Here is a 19,643-nt window from a genome sequence, read left to right as displayed (position 1 = left end):
CCGCCAGGCCCCGTGCCGAGCGAGGGAGAGCCCCACGTGACCATCGCGCCAGCCGAACCGGCTTCAGCCAAGGGCCTGGAGAACGACGGTCCCGGTGCCGCACTGCTGCGGACCCTGACCGAGCTGACCGGGGACCTCCCCGACGCCGACCCCGGCCGGGTCGCGGCCGCCGCGCTGCGCGGCCGCTCGGCCCACGCCGACGAGGCGGAGCTGCGCGAGCTCGCGACCGAGGCCGCGGCCGGCCTGATCTCCGAGGACCCGGCGTACTCGCGGCTCGCCGCCCGGCTGCTGACCCTCTCCATCCGCGCCGAGGCCGCCTCGCAGGGCGTGACGTCCTTCACCGAGTCGGTCGCCGTCGGGCACCGCGAGGGGCTCATCGCCGACCGGACCGCCGAGTTCGTGCGCGTGCACGCCGCCCGGCTGGACCAGCTCGTCGACCGGGCCGCCGACGACCGCTTCGGCTACTTCGGCCTGCGCACCCTGCACAGCCGCTACCTGCTGCGCCACCCGATCACCCGCCAGGTCATCGAGACACCCCAGCACTTCATGCTGCGCGTCGCCGCCGGCCTCGCCGAGGACGACTCGGCGCGCTCCGTGGACGAGGTGGCCGCGCTGTACCGGCTGATGAGCCGGCTCGACTACCTGCCCTCCTCCCCCACGCTGTTCAACTCCGGCACCCGGCACCCCCAGATGTCGTCCTGCTACCTCCTCGACTCCCCGCTGGACGAGCTGGACTCCATCTACGACCGCTACCACCAGGTCGCCCGGCTCTCCAAGCACGCGGGCGGCATCGGTCTGTCGTACTCCCGTATCCGCGCCCGCGGTTCGCTGATCCGCGGCACCAACGGGCACTCCAACGGCATCGTGCCGTTCCTGAAGACCCTGGACGCCTCGGTGGCCGCGGTGAACCAGGGCGGCCGGCGCAAGGGCGCGGCGGCGGTGTACCTGGAGACCTGGCACTCCGACATCGAGGAGTTCCTGGAGCTGCGGGACAACACCGGTGAGGACGCGCGCCGTACGCACAACCTGAACCTGGCGCACTGGGTGCCGGACGAGTTCATGCGCCGGGTCAACGCCGACGAGCAGTGGTCGCTGTTCTCCCCGGCGGACGTACCCGAGCTGGTGGACCTGTACGGCGCGGAGTTCGACGCCGCCTACCGCGCGGCGGAGCGCAAGGGCCTGGCGAGGAAGACCATGCCGGCCCGTGAGCTGTACGGCCGCATGATGCGCACCCTCGCGCAGACCGGCCAGGGCTGGATGACGTTCAAGGACGCCGCCAACCGCACCGCAAACCAGACCGCCGAGCCGGGCCAGGTCATCCACTCCTCCAACCTCTGCACGGAGATCCTGGAGGTCACCAACGACGGCGAGACGGCCGTCTGCAACCTGGGCTCCGTCAACCTCGGCGCGTTCGTGGCCGACGGTGACATCGACTGGGAGCGGCTCGACGAGACCGTCCGCACGGCCGTCACCTTCCTCGACCGCGTGGTGGACATCAACTTCTACCCGACCGAGCAGGCGGGCCGCTCCAACGCCAGGTGGCGCCCGGTGGGCCTCGGCGCGATGGGCCTCCAGGACGTCTTCTTCAAGCTGCGGCTGCCCTTCGACTCGCCCGAGGCGAAGGCGCTGTCCACCCGGATCGCCGAGCGGATCATGCTCGCCGCGTACGAGGCGTCCGCCGACCTCGCCGAGCGCACCGGCCCGCTGCCGGCCTGGGAGAAGACCCGTACCGCGCGCGGTGTGCTGCACCCCGACCACTACGGCGTCCAGGAGACCTGGCCCGAGCGCTGGGCGGCGCTGCGGACCCGGATCGCGCGGGTGGGCATGCGCAACTCGCTGCTGCTGGCGATCGCGCCGACGGCCACCATCGCCTCCATCGCGGGCGTCTACGAGTGCATCGAGCCGCAGGTGTCCAACCTGTTCAAGCGCGAGACGCTGTCCGGTGAGTTCCTCCAGGTCAACTCCTACCTGGTGCAGGAACTCAAGGAGCTGGGCGTCTGGGACGCGCGCACCCGCGAGGCGCTGCGCGAGTCCAACGGCTCGGTGCAGGGCTTCGCGTGGATCCCCGAGGAGGTGCGGGCGCTGTACCGCACGGCGTGGGAGATCCCGCAGCGCGGTCTGATCGACATGGCGGCGGCGCGCACCCCGTTCCTCGACCAGGCGCAGTCCCTGAACCTGTTCATGGAGACGCCGACGATCGGCAAGCTCTCCTCGATGTACGCGTACGCCTGGAAGTCCGGGCTGAAGACGACGTACTACCTGCGCTCGCGCCCGGCGACCCGGATCGCCCGCGCCGCCCGGGCGCAGCAGGCCATCCCCGTCCAGCAGGCCGCGGACCCCGACGCCGTCGCCTGCTCCCTGGAGAACCCCGAGTCCTGCGAAGCCTGCCAGTAATTCCCGCCCGCCACCCGACCACCCACTTGGAGGACGGCGCTTCGCGCCGAAAGCGATGACCCGCAACCAGAACCTGCTCGATCCCGGCTTCGAGCTGACGCTCCGCCCGATGCGCTACCCGGACTTCTACGAGCGCTACCGGGACGCCATCAAGAACACCTGGACCGTGGAGGAGGTCGACCTCCACTCGGACGTCGCCGACCTCGCGAAGCTCAGCCCGGCCGAGCAGCACCTGATCGGCCGCCTGGTCGCGTTCTTCGCGACGGGGGACTCGATCGTCGCGAACAACCTGGTGCTGACGCTGTACAAGCACATCAACTCCCCCGAGGCGCGGCTGTACCTGAGCCGTCAGCTGTTCGAGGAGGCGGTGCACGTCCAGTTCTATCTGACGCTGCTGGACACCTACCTGCCCGATCCGGAGGACCGCGCGGCGGCGTTCGCGGCGGTCGAGAACATCCCCTCGATCCGCGAGAAGGCCGAGTTCTGCTTCAAATGGATCGACTCGGTGGACACGATCGACCGGCTGGAGACGCGGTCGGACCGCCGGCGCTTCCTGCTGAACCTGATCTGCTTCGCCGCGTGCATCGAGGGCCTGTTCTTCTACGGCGCCTTCGCGTACGTCTACTGGTTCCGCAGCCGGGGTCTGCTGCACGGCCTGGCCACCGGCACCAACTGGGTGTTCCGCGACGAGACGATGCACATGTCCTTCGCCTTCGACGTGGTCGACACCGTCCGCAAGGAGGAGCCGGAGCTGTTCGACGAGCAGCTCCAGCAGGAGGTCACCGACATGCTGCGGGAGGCCGTCGAGGCCGAGCTGCAGTTCGCGCGCGACCTGTGCGGTGACGGCCTTCCGGGCATGAACACGGACTCCATGCGGCAGTACCTGGAGTGCGTCGCCGACCAGCGCCTGACCCGGCTGGGCTTCGCGCCGGTCTACGGCTCGGAGAACCCCTTCTCCTTCATGGAGCTCCAGGGGGTTCAGGAGCTGACCAACTTCTTCGAGCGCCGCCCGTCGGCGTACCAGGTGGCGGTGGAGGGCACCGTCGACCTGGACGAGGACTTCTGAGCCTCCTCGTCTCCACGGGCCTCCTGGGCCTTCCCGATCTGCCGGTCGATGCGCCGCTCGCGCAGGATGCCGAGCACCGAGGGAAGGGCCAGGAGGACGAGGATTCCGAGGGTCGCGGTCATTCCGATGAGGCCTTGGATCTGGTTTCCGGTCATGCCACTACTGTCCCGCTGGACGCTGCTGACCGGGAGTGGCAGGACTGCCGCGCACCCTCGATTTACTGCCAGCTCCGCGGCACACTGGGGGCATGCTGAAGAACGTGGCCGCCGTGCTGCTGAACGGAGTGCACCCCTTCGAACTGGGCGTCGTCTGCGAGGTGTTCGGCATCGACCGCAGCGAAGAAGGACTGCCGGTGTACGACTTCGCCGTGGTCTCGGCCGAGGGGCCCGACCTCGGCACCCACTGCGGGTTCACCGTGTCCACACCGCACGGCCTGGAACGGCTGGAAGAGGCCGATCTGATCGCCGTGCCGGCCGCTGAGGGCTACCCGGACCGGGAGTACCCGCCCGAGCTGCTGGCGGCGCTGCGGCGGGCCGTCGGGCGGGGCTGCCGGGTGCTCAGCGTCTGCTCCGGGGTGTTCGTGCTGGCCGCCGCGGGGCTGCTGGACGGGCGCCGGTGCGCGGTGCACTGGCACCATGCCGAGCAGCTGGCCCGGCGCTACCCCCGGCTCGCCGTCGAGCCGGACGTGCTCTATGTGGACGAGGACCCGGTGATCACCTCCGCGGGCACCGCGGCCGGTATCGACGCCTGTCTGCACCTGGTGCGCAAGGAACAGGGGCCCGAGGTCGCCAACAAGATCGCCCGCCGGATGGTGGTGCCCCCGCACCGGGACGGCGGCCAGGCCCAGTACATCGAGCGGCCGCTGCCCAAGGCGCCCTGCGACACCGTCGGCGAGGTGCTGGTGTGGATGGAGGAGCACCTCGATGCGGAGGTGACCGTCGAACAGCTCGCCGCCCGCGCCCTCATGGCGCCGCGCACCTTCGCCCGCCGCTTCCAGCAGGAGACGGGAACCACGCCGTACCGCTGGATCCTGCGCCAACGGGTGCTGCGTGCGCAGGAGTTGCTGGAGGGCACGGACGAGACGGTGGACGCGATCGCCGCCCGCACCGGGTTCGGTACGGCGGCCGCGCTGCGCCACCAGTTCGTGCGGGCGCTCGGCACCACGCCGAACGCCTACCGGCGCGCGTTCCGGGGCCCGCGGGCCGCCTGAACGCGCGCCGGCAGCGGCATCGCTCCCGGTGCCCCCCACCGGGTCACCGCAGGCGTCTCACCAGGGCAGCGGCCGCAGCCGCAGGTTGTCCGGGCGCAGCGTGATGCCCACCCGGACACTGTCGTCGTTGCCGTCGGCGGGTTCGAAGCGGTACTTCGCCGTGACCGCCGCGGTGATCAGGCTCAGCTGGGCCATGGAGAAGTGGTCGCTGGGGCACTTGCGGTTGCCGACGCTGAAGGGGCTCATGGCGTACTTCGTCACCTCCCCGGCCCGCTCCGGAAGCCAGCGGTCCGGGTCGAAGTCGAGATGGCGGTCGTAGGAGCGGGCGTCGCGCTGAATGGCGTACGGGCTGTAGATGATGTCCGCCCCGGCCGGAATGCGATACTCCCCGAGCACGGTGTCGGCGGTCGCCCGGCGCGTCAGAATCCATACGGCGGGGCGCAGCCGGATGGCCTCCAGGATCACATTGTTGGTGTGCCTGAGGGAGCGGACGTGCTCGAATCCTACGGGCTGACCACCGGTCACCGATTCGACCTCGGCACGCACCTTCTCGGCGTGCTCCGGGTGTTGTGCGAGCGCCTGGAGCAACCACATGATCGTGGAGGCGATCGTTTCGGCGCCGGGAGTGATTATCGCGACGACCTGGTCGTGGATCTCCTGCTCCCCGATGGGCTCACCATTGTCGTCCTTCGCGTCCAGCAATGCCGTCAGCAAATCGTCCGGCTTTTGACCAGAGGCCCTCCGCTCGGCGACGATCTCGTCCACGAGCAGATGCAAATCGGCCAGTGCGCGGTTGAATTCGCGGTTGGCCGGAAACGGCAGCTTGTACAGGGGGCCCAGCGGCACCACCATCCTGCGGTACATACCGCGGAAGACGGTGGCGAGGTCGGTGCTCAGCCGCTCGGCGCGCTCGTCCATGAAGTCGCCGCGCAGCAGGCAGCGGGCGGCCATCCGCACGGCGATCCGGAAGGACTCCGAGGTGCAGTCGATGGGCTCGCCGGGGCGCCAGCGCTCGGTCAGCGCGTGCGCCTCCTCCTCCATGACCGGGCCGTAGTTGGGTATGGCGTCCATCCGGAACGCGGGCTGGATGGTGCGGCGCTGGCGGCGGTGGCGGGGGCCGTTGGCGGTGGCCACGCCCTCCTTGCCGAGCAGGCCCTCCAGCGACTCCCACACCGGGCCGTCGATCTTGAAGTCGGGGCTGAGGGCGAGCGCGCCCGTCAGTTCCGGGGTGGTGACGGCGTACACGGTCTTCGGGCCGAGCCTCAGGCGCACGATGTCGCCGTGGGCGCGCAGCGAGGACATGAAGTCCAGCGGATCGCGCACCAGTTGGAGGCCGTGCCCGAACACCGGGACGGCGCCGCCGGCCAGGGGTGGTTCACGCAGCTCCGGAGGGACTGCGGAGGTCTCGGGCTGCACGGACTCTACGGTCATTTCTCACCTGCCGCTTCGTTGGTGACGTACGGGGGTGTGGAGCGGTCGGCCCAGCTGTCCACCATGTACCGGCCGGACTCGTGGTGGAACCAGTAGACCGCGCTGAACCAGTTGCGCATATTGCCGACGCAGGTGCGTACGGCGGCGCTCAGTTCCTTTCCGTGGACCGTGCCGTCGGCAAGTGCATCCGCGAACCGGAGTGCCTCGCGTTCGGCCTTCAGGAATTCGTCGACGCATGTCTCGACGCGCTGCCTGAGGTCGTCCACCGCCTCTTCGAGGGTCAGGCCCTCATGCGTGATGAGGCTGATACCGAGATTGTGGACCTCGTCGCCCGCTATTTCCTTCGGGAGGGAGCACAGATCGTTGTACCAGGCGGCGAATTCCTGACTGAGTAATGCCGCCCGGCGATAGGAGGGGTTCTTTCTCACGGAGTCGGGGAGTTCGCACCCGGCACTGGGTTCCAGGAGGTCCGTCCAGATCCAGTGCGCGAAGGTCAGCCGGCGCAGGGCGAGATACTCCTCGACGCCGGGCACATATCCCTGGGTGCGATTGCGGTATTCACGGTCGTACGCCTCGATGACCGTGTGGAAATGCCGGGCGAAGCGCCGGTTCCAGGTGCCCGGCAGGAAGCCGTACAGACGCAGCACGCTGTCGGCGAAGCCCGCGACCAGCGGGTCGGGGTGGTGCAGATGGTGCCGGGGTGCGTCGAGTGCCCTGTGCAGCCGGTGGCGCAGCCGCCGCCAGTCGCCCGCGCGCCCGTGCACGATGTCGCGGTCGTGCCGGTCGTCCCAGACGAAGAACCAGGCGCTGAAGTCCGCTATGGCCTGGAGCACCTCGTCGGGGGCGTCCGTGTAGTAGCCCGCCATCAGGTCGGTGTAGCGCAGATCGTCCGCGAACTCGCGCACCTTGTCTTCGGGCATGAGCCGCTTTTCCAGCAGCCACAGCCGGGTCCTCTCCTGAAGCCGCGGCCAATACGGGTGCAGTCGCCGGGGAAAGCCGGACTCGATCACCGGGAGTGCCAGTGAGGGTGGTACCACGACCGCCGTCGTCGTCTCTGTGGTGCTGTGTGGGAAAGCTTGCACAGAACAAACCCCTCTCAGCCGCCGGATACGCACCCGCTCGGGTGGGGCCGGTGCGCCTCGTTACCTGTCCCGCACTTCCCATTCAGCACTACAACTGACCGTCGTGGGAACGGATTTGCGCCACTCACTACCCCATGATGCCGAGATTCCCCCCTGCTGTGACTGATTAATGATCACCGGCATCACAGAAGCGACCGTTTGTGCGAAGCACTGATGAGCGAAGAAGAGGACGGAGGAGGGCAAGAAGAAGGGCGCCGGGCCGGGAGCGGTCCCGGCCCGGCGCCCAACAACCCACCGGAGCCTAGTCGTTGGCGACCACGGGGTAGCGCGGCTCGTTCTCGGCCATCTGCCGCAGCGCGTCCTTGCGGTCGCGCTTGGAGAGCCGGTCGATGTAGAGGTAGCCGTAGAGGTGGTCGGTCTCGTGCTGCAAACACCGTGCGAAGTATCCGGTGCCGCGGACCTTGATCGGGTTGCCCTGCTCGTCCTGACCGGTCACCTCGGCGACGTCGGGACGCGGCAGCTCGGCGTAGGCGCCGGGCACCGACAGGCAGCCCTCGTTGTTGTCGTCGAGCCGGCGCCGCTCGGCGGGCAGCTCGACCAGCTTCGGGTTGCACACCACGCCCACGTGCCGGACGCCCTCGTCGTCCTGGCAGTCGTAGACGAAGACCTTCAGGTCGACGCCGATCTGGTTGGCGGCCAGGCCCACGCCCTCGGCGGTGCGCTGGCTGGCGAACATGTCGGCGACGAGCTGCCGCAGCTCCTCGCCGAACTCGGTGACGTCCCTGCACTCCTTGTGCAGTACCGGGTTGCCGACGACCGTGATCGGCCGGGAGGTGCCGCTCTCCCGCCAGGCCTTCTCGCGCCCCTCGCAGTCCTCCGTGTCCACGACATAGCCCTCGTCGTCGACGGGGAGCACGCCCGCGTGCTGCTGATCGGTGTCCTGCTGCGCCATGACCGACGTACGCCTTCCTGCAAGCCTGGAAAATTCTGCGTGTACAGCCTAAAGGTGGCCGGTCACCCGCTGCTCAGCAAACCTCTTCCAAGTCCCGCCAGTCCCTCGAATCCGGGCTGTCGGCGACCCATCCGTCCAGCAGGCCCCGCACCAGCGAAGGCGGCGCGGCCACCCCGCACTCCCGCTCGGGCACCCACAGCTGGCCGTCCGTGCGGTGCCCCAGGGGGCCGGGGTGGCCGGGTTCGCTGTGGTCGTGGGGGTCCAGATGCTCCCCCTCGCCCTCGTCGGACGGCATCCGGGACTCGCTGCACATCCGGCACAGCAGCCGCACCGAGGACGACCAGTCCTCCGCGGCGAACCCGGCGTCCGCGGCCAGCTGCTCCAGCGCGTCCCGGTCCGCCTCGGTGGCCGCCTCCAGGAGGACCACCCAGGTGGGCACGGGCGAGGGCGCCCACAGCTCGATCTCGTCGAAGACGGGGTAGCTGTGCCCCGCGGAGGTGGTGCGCTCCCCGTGCGGGACGCCGTCGTGCAGGACGACCTCGCCCCAGCGCCGCCCCGAGGAGGGCAGCGGGATGGACAGCACCTCGATCCGCGCGGGGTCCAGCCTGCGGCCCCACACCACCTCGGCCTCGCCCTCCGGGGAGAGCCGTACGGCCGCGCTGCCCAGCTCCATGCCGAGCGGTTCCCCGGCGGCGGTCGCACCGCCGGGCACCTTCAGGCCGTACGCCTGCCAGGCGCGGCGGGCCAGCGGCCAGTCTTGGAGAGCGGTCGCGGCGATGCCCACGTTCCACCAGTCGGGGGCGCCGCTCTCGCGGTCGAGCAGGGCGACGGCACGCAGCCCGGCGGCACGGGCCTGCTCCCAGTCGTGCCGGAACTTGTGCAGCAGCGCGAGGTTGAACCAGGACTCCGACAGCCAGGGTTCCAGGTCGGCGGCGCGGGTCAGCAGTTCGCCCGCGTCCTCGTACCGACCGTCGCCGATGAGCGTGAACGCGCGATCGGTGGCCTGCCGCCAGGAGGCGGAGGGCCGGTGCCGTCCCTTGCCGAAGATCCTCACGATTCCCGCCTGCCAGTTCCAGTTCCGCACAGTGGGCTGGCTTGTGCCCCCAGGCGCCCTCTCCCTCGCATCCAACCACGTGCGGTGGGAACGGCGCTCATTACCCATGGGTTACCCGGATGCGGGCGGGATCAGACAGTGCCGTACGTCTCGCCGGCGCCGGCGGCGCGACGGGAAGGTGCGGGGCGCGGGCGGCGCGCGGGCTCAGTTGTCCTGGACCGTGGTGGTGATGTCGTGGTCGGGCGCGGGCTGTCCGGAGCGGATGAGATCGAGCCGCCCCATGACCTTGGCGCGCAGGTCCGCGGGCACGTCGTCATGGCCGCAGCACCGCTTGACCAGCTTCTTCACGGCCTCTTCCAGGCCGTACTTCTCCAGGCACGGCGAGCACTCCTCGAAGTGGTGCCGGAACTTGTCGCGGTCGACGTCCGGCATCTCGCTGTCGAGGAACTCGTACAGATGGTCCAGGACCTCACCGCAGTCCGTCTCGTGCGGATCTCCGCAGCTCATGAGCCCGAGCCTTTCGCTTCGTCCGACTCTCCGGCGCCCGCCGGAACCAGCCCGCGCTCACGGGCGTAGTCCTCCAGCATGCCGCGCAGTTGACGGCGGCCCCGGTGCAGCCGGGACATCACCGTTCCGATGGGTGTCCCCATGATGTCCGCGATCTCCTTGTAGGCAAACCCCTCCACATCCGCGAGATACACGGCGATGCGGAACTCCTCGGGAATCGCCTGGAGCGCTTCCTTCACGTCCGAGTCGGGCAGATGGTCGAGCGCCTGCGACTCGGCGGAGCGCAGCCCCGTCGACATGTGCGACTCGGCACGGGCGAGCTGCCAGTCCTCGATCTCCTCGGCGGCGGAGCGCTGGGGCTCACGCTGCTTCTTGCGGTACGAGTTGATGAAGGTGTTGGTGAGGATCCGGTACAGCCACGCCTTGAGGTTGGTGCCCTCGCGGAACTGGTGGAAGGAGGCGTAGGCCTTGGCGTACGTCTCCTGCACGAGGTCCTCGGCGTCGGCCGGGTTGCGCGTCATGCGCAGGGCGGCCGAGTACATCTGGTCGAGGAACTCGAGTGCGTCCCGCTCGAAGCGCGCGCTGCGCTCCGCGGACGACTCGGCGGACGCCTCCGCACTGGTGCCCCGGCCCTCGGGCTGCTCCGCCTGGCCGTTGTCGGTCCCCGCGTCGGTCCCTGTGACCGGACCCACCTCCTCAAGATTCCGGGCGGGACCGGGAGTGGTCCCACTCGATTCGGAGGATAGAACACGACCCGTGCCCGCCGCCCCTCGAATTGTGGCGGCCTTGGGCGCGTGGAACACCGTCCAGGCCAGCTCGGGGCTGTTCTGGCGGGCCGGGCATACGGTCGGACCCATGCGGCGGACTTCCCTTCCCACGACGTCGGTGCCGAGGCCTCAGCACTTCTGTGCGACACAACAGCGCCCGGACGCGCGGCATTCCCGCGGGTCACGCCAGTGACGCGGTCCACTCCGCGACGGCGTCGGTGATGATCTCCAGAGCCCGTTCCTGGCCCGTCTCCGCGCGCTTGGGGACGGCGAAGCCGTGATCGGCGCCCGGCACCTCGACCATCCGGAAGCCCCCCTCGGGGAACTCGGCCGGCCTGCCGAAGGGGTCGTTGCCGCCCTGGACGACGAGGGTGGGCACGCCCGTGCCCAGCAGTTCCCCGGCGCGGGACTTCTCGGGCCTGCCCGGCGGGTGCAGCGGGAAGCTGAGGGCGAGGACGGCGCGGGCCCCCAGTTCGGCGGCGGTGCGGCAGGCGACGCGGGCGCCGGCGCTGCGGCCGCCGGCGATCACCGGCAGCTCCATGCCGGCCAGCGCGGGCCAGAGCCCCCGCCACCCGGTGTCCAGCGTCTTCGGGGCGGGCGCCACCTTCCGGCCGGCGACCCGCCAGGGCTGCTCGACGAGGGCCACGGTCACCCCGTGGCCGGGCAGGGCCCCGGCGAGCGCCTGGAGGTCGCGCGCCTCGATGCCGCCGCCCGCGCCGTGGCTCAGCGCGAGGACGGCCCGCGGGTCGGCGGCCCGGTGCCAGGTGATGCGGGCGGTTCCGGCGTCGGTCTCGACAATCTCGATCACGCTAGAAAAGTGTGCCCTCTTCGGGGGCTTCCAGCTCCTTCAGCAGCTCCGGTCCGTTGTTGCGGACGTTGCTGACGGCGGTGGCGACCGGGTAGGCGCGCATCAGTCCGGGCGGGGGCGGGGCGAGCAGGGCGCGCAGTTCGTCCGGGTCGGTGCGGGAGGGGTCGAGCCAGGCGTCCCAGCGGTCCGGGGTGAGCATCAGCGGCATCCGGGGGTGGATGTCGGCGAGCGAGCGCGGCCCCTCGGCGGGGGCGGCGGCCAGCGGGGTCTGCTCGGCCTCCGTGGTGATCACCGAGCAGGTGACCCACCAGGCACCGGGGTGGTCGTCGGGCAGGGTGCGGTCGCGCCAGAACTCGTACAGGCCGGCCATCGCGAAGACGGAGCCGTCGGCGGGCAGCACGAAGTACGGCTGCTTGCGGGGCCGCTTCTTCCTGCCCTCGACCTCCAGGTCGCGCTCCTGCCGGCCGGTCACCCACTCGTAGTAGCCGTCGGCGGGCAGGATGCAGCGGCGGGCGGCGAAGGCGCGGCGGTAGGACGGCTTCTCGTGCACGGTCTCCGCGCGGGCGTTGATCATCCGGGCGGCGCCCTCGGGGGTCTTCGACCAGGACGGCACCAGTCCCCACCTGAGCGTGCGCAGCTGGCGAACCGGACGCGGCGAGTCCGCGTCTTTCAAGGGGCGGTCGAGCACGGCGTGGACCTCTTTGGTGGGGGCCACGTTGTAGTCCGGCTCCAGGGCCTCCTCGGGCTCCCACTTCTCGATCCCGAAGGTCTGGGCGAGGTCCTCGGGCCTACGACTGGCTGCATACCGTCCGCACATACGTGCCACACTGCCAGACTCCGCCCGCCACCTGGGAGCCACTCGGACACATGAACAGCCTCGCCGCCCTCGCGCCGTCCGGCCTCTGGGACCGGCTCACCGGTATCCAGCCCGACCCCGATCTGTGGGTGGTGCTCGCCACCCTGGCCGCCGCGCTGGTGGTGGTCGTCCCGCATCCGCTGTGGCGGGTGTCGCGCAACGCGGTCACCATCGCGCACGAGGGCGGCCACGGGCTGATCGCCCTGCTCACCGGGCGGCAGCTCACCGGCATCCGGCTGCACTCCGACACCAGCGGGCTGACGGTGAGCCGGGGCAAGCCGTACGGGCTCGGCATGATCCTCACGGCAGCCGCGGGCTACACCGCGCCCTCGATGCTCGGCCTCGGCGGCGCCGCCCTGCTCGCCGCGGGCCGCATCACGCTGCTGCTGTGGGCGGCGACCGCGCTGCTCGCGGTGATGCTGGTGATGATCCGCAACGCGTACGGCGTGCTCACCGTGGTGCTCGCGGGCGGGGCGTTCCTGCTGGTGTCGTGGCTCGCGGGGCCGCAGGTGCAGGCGGCGTTCGCGTACGCGGTGGTGTGGTTCCTGCTGCTCGGGGGCGTACGGCCGCCGTTCGAGCTGCAGAGCAAGCGGCGGCGGGGCGAGGCCGGGGACTCGGACGCGGACCAGCTGTCCCGGCTGACGCATGTCCCGGCGGCCCTGTGGCTGTTCCTGTTCCACGCCGTGTCGCTGTGCTCGCTGATCGGCGGCGGGCGCTGGCTGCTGGAGGTCTGAGGGCCGTTCGGCCCGCACGGCGGGCCCGCCGCCGGAGGGTCCGGCTCCCGCCCTCCTTATAAAGTGGGCCCCATGGCCCCGAACACCGCCTCCTCCGCCCTCTGGCCCGCTCCGCACGCGAGCGGAGCCGTCGACGCCACCGTCCATGTGCCGGGGTCCAAGTCGGTCACCAACCGCGCCCTGGTGCTGGCCGCCCTCGCCTCCGAGCCGGGCTGGCTGCGCCGCCCGCTGCGCTCGCGGGACACCCTGCTGATGGCGGGCGCGCTGCGCGCGATGGGCGTCGAGATCGAGGAGGGCGTAGGCCCCGAGGGCACCGGCGAGGCCTGGCGGGTGCTGCCGACCGGCCTGCACGGCCCGGCCACGGTGGACGTCGGCAACGCGGGCACCGTGATGCGCTTCCTGCCGCCGGTGGCCGCGCTGGCCGACGGTCCGATCCGGTTCGACGGCGACCCGCGCTCGTACGAGCGTCCGCTGCACGGCGTGATCGACGCGCTGCGGCAGCTCGGCGCGCGGATCGACGACGACGGCCGGGGCGCGCTGCCGCTGACCGTGCACGGCGGCGGGGCGCTGGACGGCGGCCCGGTGTCGATCGACGCGTCGTCCTCCTCGCAGTTCGTCTCCGCGCTGCTGCTCTCGGGCCCCCGCTTCAACCAGGGCGTCGAGGTCCGGCACACCGGTGCGAGCCTGCCCTCCCTGCCGCACATCCGGATGACGGTGGACATGCTGCGCGCGGTCGGCGCCCAGGTGGACACCCCGGAGTCGGGCGGCGAGCCGAACGTGTGGCGGGTGACGCCGGGCGCGCTGCTCGGCCGGGACCTGACGATCGAGCCGGACCTGTCCAACGCGCAGCCGTTCCTGGCGGCGGCCCTGGTGACCGGCGGCAAGGTGCTGATCCCGGACTGGCCGGAGCGCACCACCCAGCCGGGCGACCGACTGCGGGAGATCTTCACCGAGATGGGCGGCACCTGCGAACTCACCGAGGCCGGACTGGTGTTCACCGGTTCCGGCGCGCTGCACGGCATCGACGTCGACCTGAGCGACGTCGGCGAGCTGACCCCCGGCATCGCGGCCGTCGCCGCGCTCGCCGACTCCCCCTCGACGCTGCGCGGTGTGGCCCATCTGCGGCTGCACGAGACGGACCGGCTGGCCGCGCTCACCAAGGAGATCAACGAACTCGGCGGCGACGTCACGGAGACGGCCGACGGTCTGCACATCCGCCCGCGCACCCTGCACGGCGGCACCTTCCACACCTACGAGGACCACCGCATGGCCACCGCCGGCGCGATCATCGGCCTGGCGGTCGAGGGCGTACGCATCGAGAACATCGGAACGACGGCCAAGACCCTGCCGGACTTCCCCGAGCTGTGGACCGGGATGCTCGGGCAGTAGGGAAAGCCATGCGCCGCTACGGCAAGCACACCGACGAGGACGACATCCGCTCCCGCCCCAACCGCAAGGGCAACCGGCCGCGGACGAACATCCGGCCCAAGCACGAGGACGCGGCCGAGGGGCTGGTCCTGACCGTGGACCGAGGACGGCTGACCTGCCTGGTCGAGGACCGGGTGGTGACGGCGATGAAGGCGCGGGAGCTGGGCCGCAAGGCGGCGGTGGTCGGGGACCGGGTGATGCTGGTCGGCGATCTGTCCGGCAAGAAGGACACGCTCGCGCGGATCGTCCGGATCCAGGAGCGGACGTCGGTGCTGCGGCGCACGGCGGACGACGACGATCCGTACGAGCGCGTGGTGGTCGCCAACGCCGATCAGCTGGCGATCGTCACCGCCCTCGCCGACCCCGAGCCGCGTCCCCGGCTGATCGACCGCTGCCTGGTCGCGGCGTTCGACGGCGGGCTCGAACCCCTGCTGGTGATGACCAAGTCGGACCTGGCCCCGCCGGACGAACTCCTGGAGCTGTACGGCCACCTGGACATCCCGTACGTGGTCACCAGCCGCGCGGAGCTGGAGAACGGGGACGCGGCGGAGCGGGTGCGCGAGCTGCTGGACGGGCGGATCACCGCGTTCGTGGGGCACTCCGGCGTCGGCAAGACGACGCTGGTGAACGCGCTGGTGCCGCAGGAGCGGCGGCGTACGACGGGACATGTCAACGCGGTGACGGGGCGCGGCCGGCACACCACCACCTCGGCGCTGGCGCTGCCGTTGGCGGGCGATGACGGCTGGGTGATCGACACTCCGGGCGTCCGGTCCTTCGGCCTGGCGCACGTCGATCCGTCCCGCGTCATCCACGCCTTCCCCGACCTGGAGCCCGGCACAGTGGACTGCCCGCGCGCGTGCAGCCACGACGAGCCGGACTGCGCGCTGGACGCGTGGGTGGAGGCGGGGCACGCGGATCCGGCGCGGCTGTACTCGCTGCGCCGGCTGCTGGCGACGCGGGAGCGCACGGAAGGCGACTGAGGAAGACGGCCTTCGCGTTGTTTGCCCGGACGGCGGTGCGGCAAGTGCATAATCGCACCGGACCGGAGATCCGGATCAACGAGAGGACAGCGCATGGCGTGGCTGCTGGTCATCGTGGCCGGAGTGCTGGAGACCGGCTTCGCCGTGTGCCTCAAGCTCTCCCACGGCTTCACCCGCCTGTGGCCGACCATCGCCTTCGCCTCCTTCGCCCTCGGCAGCTTCGGCCTGCTGACCCTCTCGCTGCGCAAACTCGACGTGGGCCCCGCGTACGCCGTCTGGACGGGCATCGGCGCGACCGGCACGGCGATCTACGGCATGATCTTCCTGGGGGATGTGGTGTCCACCCTGAAGATCGTGTCGATCAGCTTCGTGATCGTGGGGATCGTCGGGCTGCAGCTGTCGGGTTCGGCGCGGTAGCGCTGCCGCTCGGCTCGCCGGTGGATCGCCGGGTGCGCGGTCGGGGTGCGGGTGCGTGGTGGCCGGTCGCGCGGATCCCCGCGCCCCTTCGGGGCGCTACAGCACGGACCGTTCTCTCGGGAAGTGGCACGCGGCGCCGTCGCCGGTGAAGTCCGGTGCCTCGTGGGCGCAGCGCTTCCGGTCCTCCGGCGGCAGTTCGGCGTACAGCGGGCAGCGGGGGCGGAAGCGGCAGCCGTCGTACCGCCGGGTCGGGCTCGGGGGGTCGCCGAGGAGGAGGATGCGGGCCCGCCGGCGTTCGCGTTCGCGGACCGGGTCCGGGACGGGGACGGCCGACAGGAGGGCCTGGGTGTAGGGGTGGCGGGGACGCTCGAAGACCTCGCGGACCGGGCCGGACTCGACCGTGCGGCCCAGGTACACCACGCTCACCCGGTCGGCGATGGCGCGGACGACCGCGAGGTCGTGGGAGACGAAGAGGTAGGCGAGGCCCAGCTCCCGCTTGAGCTCCCGCAGCAGGTCGAGGATCTCCGCCTGGACGGAGACGTCGAGCGCGGAGACGGGTTCGTCGAGGACCAGGAGTTCCGGCGAGACGGACAGCGCGCGGGCGATGGCGATCCGCTGGCGCTGGCCGCCGGAGAACTCGTGCGGGAAGCGGTCGGCGTGGGCCGGTTCGAGACCGACCCGGCCCAGCAGTTCGGGCACCCGTCGGGAGATCACCGCCCGCTCCGCGCCCTGTGTGCGCAGCGGCTCGGCGATGATGTCGCCGACCGGCATCCGCGGGTCCAGGGAGGCCATCGGGTCCTGGAAGACGATCTGGACGCGCCGCCGCAGCGCCCTGGTCCCTGCCTTGGTGAGCGTGCCGAGCCGCTGCCCGAACAGCTCCACCGAACCGCCTTGCGGCGCCGCGAGTTCGAGCAGCTCGAACAGCGTGGTCGACTTGCCGGACCCGGACTCGCCGACCAGTGCCAGCGTCTCGCCGCGCCGGATGTCGAGGTCCACCCCGTCGACCGCGTACACCGTGCCGGTACGGCGCCTGAGGGCCGTGCCGGTGCGCACGGGGAAGGTGCGGGTCAAACCGCGCACCTTCACCACCGGTTCGCCGGTGACCGGTCGCGGGTCGAGGTGGGCGTCGATGCGCGGGACGGCCGCGAGCAGTTGCCGGGTGTACGGTTCCCGCGGGGTCTCGAACACCTCCCGCACCCGGCCCTGTTCGACCACCCGGCCGGCCCGCATGACCGCCACCCGGTCCGCCATCCCCGCGATCACGCCGAGGTCGTGGCTGACGAGGAGCACCGCCGCCCCGGTCGCCTCGCGCGCGGTGCGCAGCACATCGAGGATCTGCGCCTGGATGGTGACGTCGAGCGCGGTGGTGGGTTCGTCGGCGAGGATCACGTCCGGGTCGTTCGCCATCGCCATCGCGATCATGGCCCGCTGGCGCATGCCGCCGGAGAACTCGTGCGGGAACGCCCGCGCCCGCAGGGCCGGTTCGGGGATGCCGACGAGGCCGAGCAGCTCGACGGCCCGCTCCCGCGCCCGCTCGCGCGACACGTCCCGGTGGGCCCGTACCGCCTCCGCGATCTGGTCGCCGATCCGGTACACCGGGGTGAACGCGGACAGCGGGTCCTGGAAGACCATCGCGACGCGGCCGCCCCGCACGCGGGCCAACTCCCGCTCCGTCGCGCCGAGCAGCTCGGTGCCGTCGAGCCGGACCGAACCCCGCGCCTTCGCGTTGCCGGGCAGCAGCCCCAGTACCGCGAGCGCGGTCGCGGACTTCCCGGAACCCGACTCGCCGACCAGGCCGAGGACTTCGCCGCGCTCCAGGGTGAGGCTCACGTCCCGTACGGCCGGTACGCCGTCGAACGCGACCTCCAGGTCCCGCACTTCCAGCAGCGCACTCACCGCCGGCCTCCCTTCGACGTCGGGTCGAGGGCGTCCCGCAGCCCGTCGCCGACCAGATTGACCGCGAGCACGAACACGACGAGCAGCCCGGCGGCGAAGAAGAACATCCAGGGATAGGTGATCGCCGCGCCGGTGCCGTCGGCGATCAGCGTGCCCAGCGACACATCGGGCGGCTGCACCCCGAAGCCGAAGTAGGACAGCGCGGTCTCGCTCATCACCGCGCCGCCGACCTGGATGGTCGCGTCGATGATGAGGAAGGAGGCGACATTGGGCAGCACATGGCGCCAGATGACGCGGAAGGGGCCGACGCCCATGTACCGGGCGGCGCGTACGAAGGGCTGCTCCTTCAGGGAGCGGGTCATGGACCGTACGACCCGTGCGGTGATCATCCAGGCGAAGACCGCGAGCAGTCCGACGAACGCCACCCAGCCGCCGGACCGCAGCCGGGGCGAGACGATCGCGATGATCAGGAAGGACGGGAAGACCAGCAGCAGATCGACCAGGAACATCAGCACGCGGTCGGCCCAGCCGCCGAAGTAGCCCGCGCAGGCCCCCACGAACGAGGCCAGCCCGGTGGCCAGCACCGCCACCAGCAGGCCGATGATCAGGGACTTCTGGAGCCCGCGGACGGTCTGTGCGAAGACGTCCTGGCCGATGCGGTTGGTGCCCCACCAGTGCGCGGGACCGGGCGCGGCACGCAGCGCCCCATAGTCGATGTGATCGTACGACCACGACGTCAGAAAGGGCCCGACGAAGGCGAGCAGAAAGAGCAGCAGCAGGACGACGGCCCCGGCGAGTGCGGACCGGTCGCGCAGGAAGCGGCGCAGGACGAGCGCGGCCCGCCCGCTCGGCGCGGCGGCGGCCGGCACAAGGGCGCCGGGGACCTCGGGGGTCTCGGGGGTCTCGGGGACCTCGGGGATCTCGGGGATCCCGGTGACGGCCGTCATGACGCCTGCCGCACACGCGGGTCGAGCGCCGCGTGCAGCACATCGGCGAGGAATCCGGAGAGCAGCACGATGACGGCGGCGAAGACGTTGACGGCGACGACCGAGTTCACGTCGTCCTTGCCGATGGAGTCGATGAACCACTCCCCCATGCCGTGCCAGCCGAAGATCGTCTCGGTGAAGGTGGCGCCGGTGAACAGGGCGAGGAAGCCGTAGGAGAAGTACGTGGACATGGGGATGAGCGCGGTGCGCAGCCCGTGCCGCAGCAGCACGGCCCGCCGGCCGAGCCCCTTGGCGCGGGCGGTGCGCAGATAGTCGGAGCCGAGCACGTCGAGCATGGTGCTGCGCTGGTAGCGGCTGTAGCCCGCGATGGCGAACAGGGCGACGGAAACGGTGGGCAGCAGCAGATGGACCGCGCGGTCCTCCAGGACGGTCCAGAAGCCGCCGTCCAGCCCCGCGCTTTTCTCGCCGGTGAACTGGATGAGGTCGGTGCCCGTGCTCCGGTTGAACCAGAGCGCTCCGGTCTTCAGCAGGACGGCCAGCAGGAACACCGGCGTGGACAGCAGCGCGAAGGAGACGACGGTGACCGCGCGGTCGCTGAGCCGGTACTGCCGCACGGCCGTCCACGCGCCGACGAGGACGCCGGTCACCGTGCCCACGACGGTGCCCGCCACCAGCAGCCGCAGACTGACACCGATCCGCCGCCCGAACTCGGCGTCGACCGAGGTGCCGTCGATGGTCTCGCCGAGGTCGCCGTGCAGGAACGCGCGGTCGGCCCAGTGCAGGAAGCGCTGCCGCAGCGGCTGGTGGTCGTCGAGGCCGAGCGCGGCCAGGTGGTGGTCCACGGCGGCCGGGGACAGCGGTGGCTGCCGGCCCGCGTAGTAGGCGCGCGGATCGAGCGCCAGCGAGGCCAGCAGGTACGACAGGCACACGGCGGCCAGCAGCAGGACGGCGTGGTAGCCGAGACGTTTGGCCAGGTAGAGGGGCACGCCTCACATGGTCCAGTCCTCTTGTTGCCGCACTATGAAGAGAACATGTCAGTAACCTCGGGGGTCTCCCCCGCCCCACCCGCGGCGTTCTAGGTTCGGCGCGTCCCCTGTCGACCTCACAAAGGAAA

The 19,643-nt window shown here is 71.1% G+C and carries 18 protein-coding genes; 7 read left to right on the top strand and 11 right to left on the bottom strand.

All coding sequences use genetic code 11. From position 1 onward, the window contains the following. The first annotated feature begins 36 nt into the window (after nucleotides 1–36). The 3 genes from ACZ7EC_RS22020 to ACZ7EC_RS22010 all read left to right on the top strand — a co-directional run bounded on the left by ACZ7EC_RS22020 (nucleotide 37) and on the right by ACZ7EC_RS22010 (nucleotide 4,670). Nucleotides 37–2,394: a ribonucleoside-diphosphate reductase subunit alpha gene (locus tag ACZ7EC_RS22020; protein ID WP_471064906.1), complete on the top strand. Its 2,358-nt coding sequence runs from the start codon at nucleotides 37–39 to the stop codon at nucleotides 2,392–2,394. A gap of 55 nt (nucleotides 2,395–2,449) precedes the next feature. Beyond that, nucleotides 2,450–3,460, top strand: a complete 1,011-nt coding sequence (locus tag ACZ7EC_RS22015; protein ID WP_471064904.1) for a ribonucleotide-diphosphate reductase subunit beta — start codon at nucleotides 2,450–2,452, stop codon at nucleotides 3,458–3,460. 247 nt (nucleotides 3,461–3,707) lie between these two features. Beyond that, nucleotides 3,708–4,670, top strand: coding sequence for a helix-turn-helix domain-containing protein (locus ACZ7EC_RS22010; RefSeq protein WP_471064896.1), 963 nt, complete (start codon nucleotides 3,708–3,710; stop codon nucleotides 4,668–4,670). Nucleotides 4,671–4,727: 57 nt separating this feature from the next. Here the strand turns inward: ACZ7EC_RS22010 and ACZ7EC_RS22005 are convergent, their stop codons facing one another. The 8 genes from ACZ7EC_RS22005 to ACZ7EC_RS21970 form a co-directional block, all read right to left on the bottom strand. Next, on the bottom strand, nucleotides 4,728–6,101 hold the full coding sequence (locus ACZ7EC_RS22005; protein WP_471064894.1) for a bifunctional albaflavenone monooxygenase/terpene synthase: 1,374 nt from the start codon (nucleotides 6,099–6,101) through the stop codon (nucleotides 4,728–4,730). Continuing rightward, the gene (cyc1, locus tag ACZ7EC_RS22000) at nucleotides 6,098–7,183 is read right to left on the bottom strand and encodes an epi-isozizaene synthase (RefSeq protein ID WP_471064893.1); all 1,086 of its coding nucleotides are present in this window, start codon (nucleotides 7,181–7,183) and stop codon (nucleotides 6,098–6,100) included. The genes ACZ7EC_RS22005 and cyc1 overlap by 4 nt, the downstream gene beginning before the upstream one ends. 301 nt (nucleotides 7,184–7,484) lie before the next feature. Then, a complete protein-coding gene (gene def, locus ACZ7EC_RS21995; RefSeq protein WP_471064891.1) occupies nucleotides 7,485–8,135 on the bottom strand; it encodes a peptide deformylase in 651 nt (216 codons plus the stop codon). Between the two features lie 73 nt (nucleotides 8,136–8,208). Then, nucleotides 8,209–9,189 carry a hypothetical protein gene (locus tag ACZ7EC_RS21990; RefSeq protein WP_128791613.1) on the bottom strand — a complete coding sequence of 327 codons (981 nt, stop codon included), beginning with the start codon at nucleotides 9,187–9,189 and terminating at the stop codon, nucleotides 8,209–8,211. A gap of 204 nt (nucleotides 9,190–9,393) precedes the next feature. Further along, on the bottom strand, nucleotides 9,394–9,696 hold the full coding sequence (gene rsrA / locus ACZ7EC_RS21985) for a mycothiol system anti-sigma-R factor (protein WP_471064889.1): 303 nt from the start codon (nucleotides 9,694–9,696) through the stop codon (nucleotides 9,394–9,396). Next, nucleotides 9,693–10,388, bottom strand: coding sequence for an RNA polymerase sigma factor SigR (sigR, locus tag ACZ7EC_RS21980; RefSeq protein ID WP_397984112.1), 696 nt, complete (start codon nucleotides 10,386–10,388; stop codon nucleotides 9,693–9,695). Before sigR ends, rsrA begins: the two co-directional genes overlap by 4 nt. Nucleotides 10,389–10,644: 256 nt before the next feature. Beyond that, the gene (locus ACZ7EC_RS21975; protein WP_471064887.1) at nucleotides 10,645–11,271 is read right to left on the bottom strand and encodes an alpha/beta hydrolase family protein; all 627 of its coding nucleotides are present in this window, start codon (nucleotides 11,269–11,271) and stop codon (nucleotides 10,645–10,647) included. Between the two features lies 1 nt (nucleotide 11,272). After that, nucleotides 11,273–12,088, bottom strand: coding sequence for an SOS response-associated peptidase (locus ACZ7EC_RS21970; RefSeq protein ID WP_471064885.1), 816 nt, complete (start codon nucleotides 12,086–12,088; stop codon nucleotides 11,273–11,275). A gap of 50 nt (nucleotides 12,089–12,138) precedes the next feature. On the opposite strand from ACZ7EC_RS21970, the gene ACZ7EC_RS21965 reads away from it, so the two are divergent. The 4 genes from ACZ7EC_RS21965 (at nucleotide 12,139) to ACZ7EC_RS21950 (ending at nucleotide 15,686) form a co-directional block, all read left to right on the top strand. Beyond that, nucleotides 12,139–12,861, top strand: a complete 723-nt coding sequence (locus ACZ7EC_RS21965) for a M50 family metallopeptidase (RefSeq protein WP_471064883.1) — start codon at nucleotides 12,139–12,141, stop codon at nucleotides 12,859–12,861. A 72-nt stretch (nucleotides 12,862–12,933) separates the two neighbouring features. Next, entirely contained in the window at nucleotides 12,934–14,250 is a 1,317-nt protein-coding gene (aroA, locus tag ACZ7EC_RS21960; protein WP_471064881.1) for a 3-phosphoshikimate 1-carboxyvinyltransferase, read from the top strand. Nucleotides 14,251–14,258: 8 nt separating this feature from the next. Continuing rightward, the gene (gene rsgA, locus ACZ7EC_RS21955) at nucleotides 14,259–15,269 is read left to right on the top strand and encodes a ribosome small subunit-dependent GTPase A (protein WP_471064879.1); all 1,011 of its coding nucleotides are present in this window, start codon (nucleotides 14,259–14,261) and stop codon (nucleotides 15,267–15,269) included. A 93-nt stretch (nucleotides 15,270–15,362) separates the two neighbouring features. Then, nucleotides 15,363–15,686 (top strand): DMT family transporter, encoded by a 324-nt coding sequence (locus ACZ7EC_RS21950; RefSeq protein ID WP_397984118.1) that lies wholly within the window; start codon nucleotides 15,363–15,365, stop codon nucleotides 15,684–15,686. A gap of 96 nt (nucleotides 15,687–15,782) precedes the next feature. Here the strand turns inward: ACZ7EC_RS21950 and ACZ7EC_RS21945 are convergent, their stop codons facing one another. The 3 genes from ACZ7EC_RS21945 to ACZ7EC_RS21935 are packed head-to-tail and all read right to left on the bottom strand — an operon-like array spanning nucleotide 15,783 to nucleotide 19,515. Beyond that, nucleotides 15,783–17,582: a dipeptide ABC transporter ATP-binding protein gene (locus ACZ7EC_RS21945; RefSeq protein WP_471064877.1), complete on the bottom strand. Its 1,800-nt coding sequence runs from the start codon at nucleotides 17,580–17,582 to the stop codon at nucleotides 15,783–15,785. Continuing rightward, complete coding sequence (locus tag ACZ7EC_RS21940; RefSeq protein WP_471064875.1) at nucleotides 17,579–18,529, bottom strand: ABC transporter permease; 951 nt, start codon at nucleotides 18,527–18,529, stop codon at nucleotides 17,579–17,581. Before ACZ7EC_RS21940 ends, ACZ7EC_RS21945 begins: the two co-directional genes overlap by 4 nt. Continuing rightward, nucleotides 18,526–19,515 carry an ABC transporter permease gene (locus tag ACZ7EC_RS21935; protein WP_471064873.1) on the bottom strand — a complete coding sequence of 330 codons (990 nt, stop codon included), beginning with the start codon at nucleotides 19,513–19,515 and terminating at the stop codon, nucleotides 18,526–18,528. The genes ACZ7EC_RS21940 and ACZ7EC_RS21935 overlap by 4 nt, the downstream gene beginning before the upstream one ends. Between the last annotated feature and the right edge of the window lie 128 nt (nucleotides 19,516–19,643).

Source organism: Streptomyces sp. NPDC037203 (assembly GCF_055605065.1).
The sequence above is the reverse complement of the archived record's forward strand: the minus strand, read 5'-3'. Positions and strand labels throughout refer to the sequence as shown.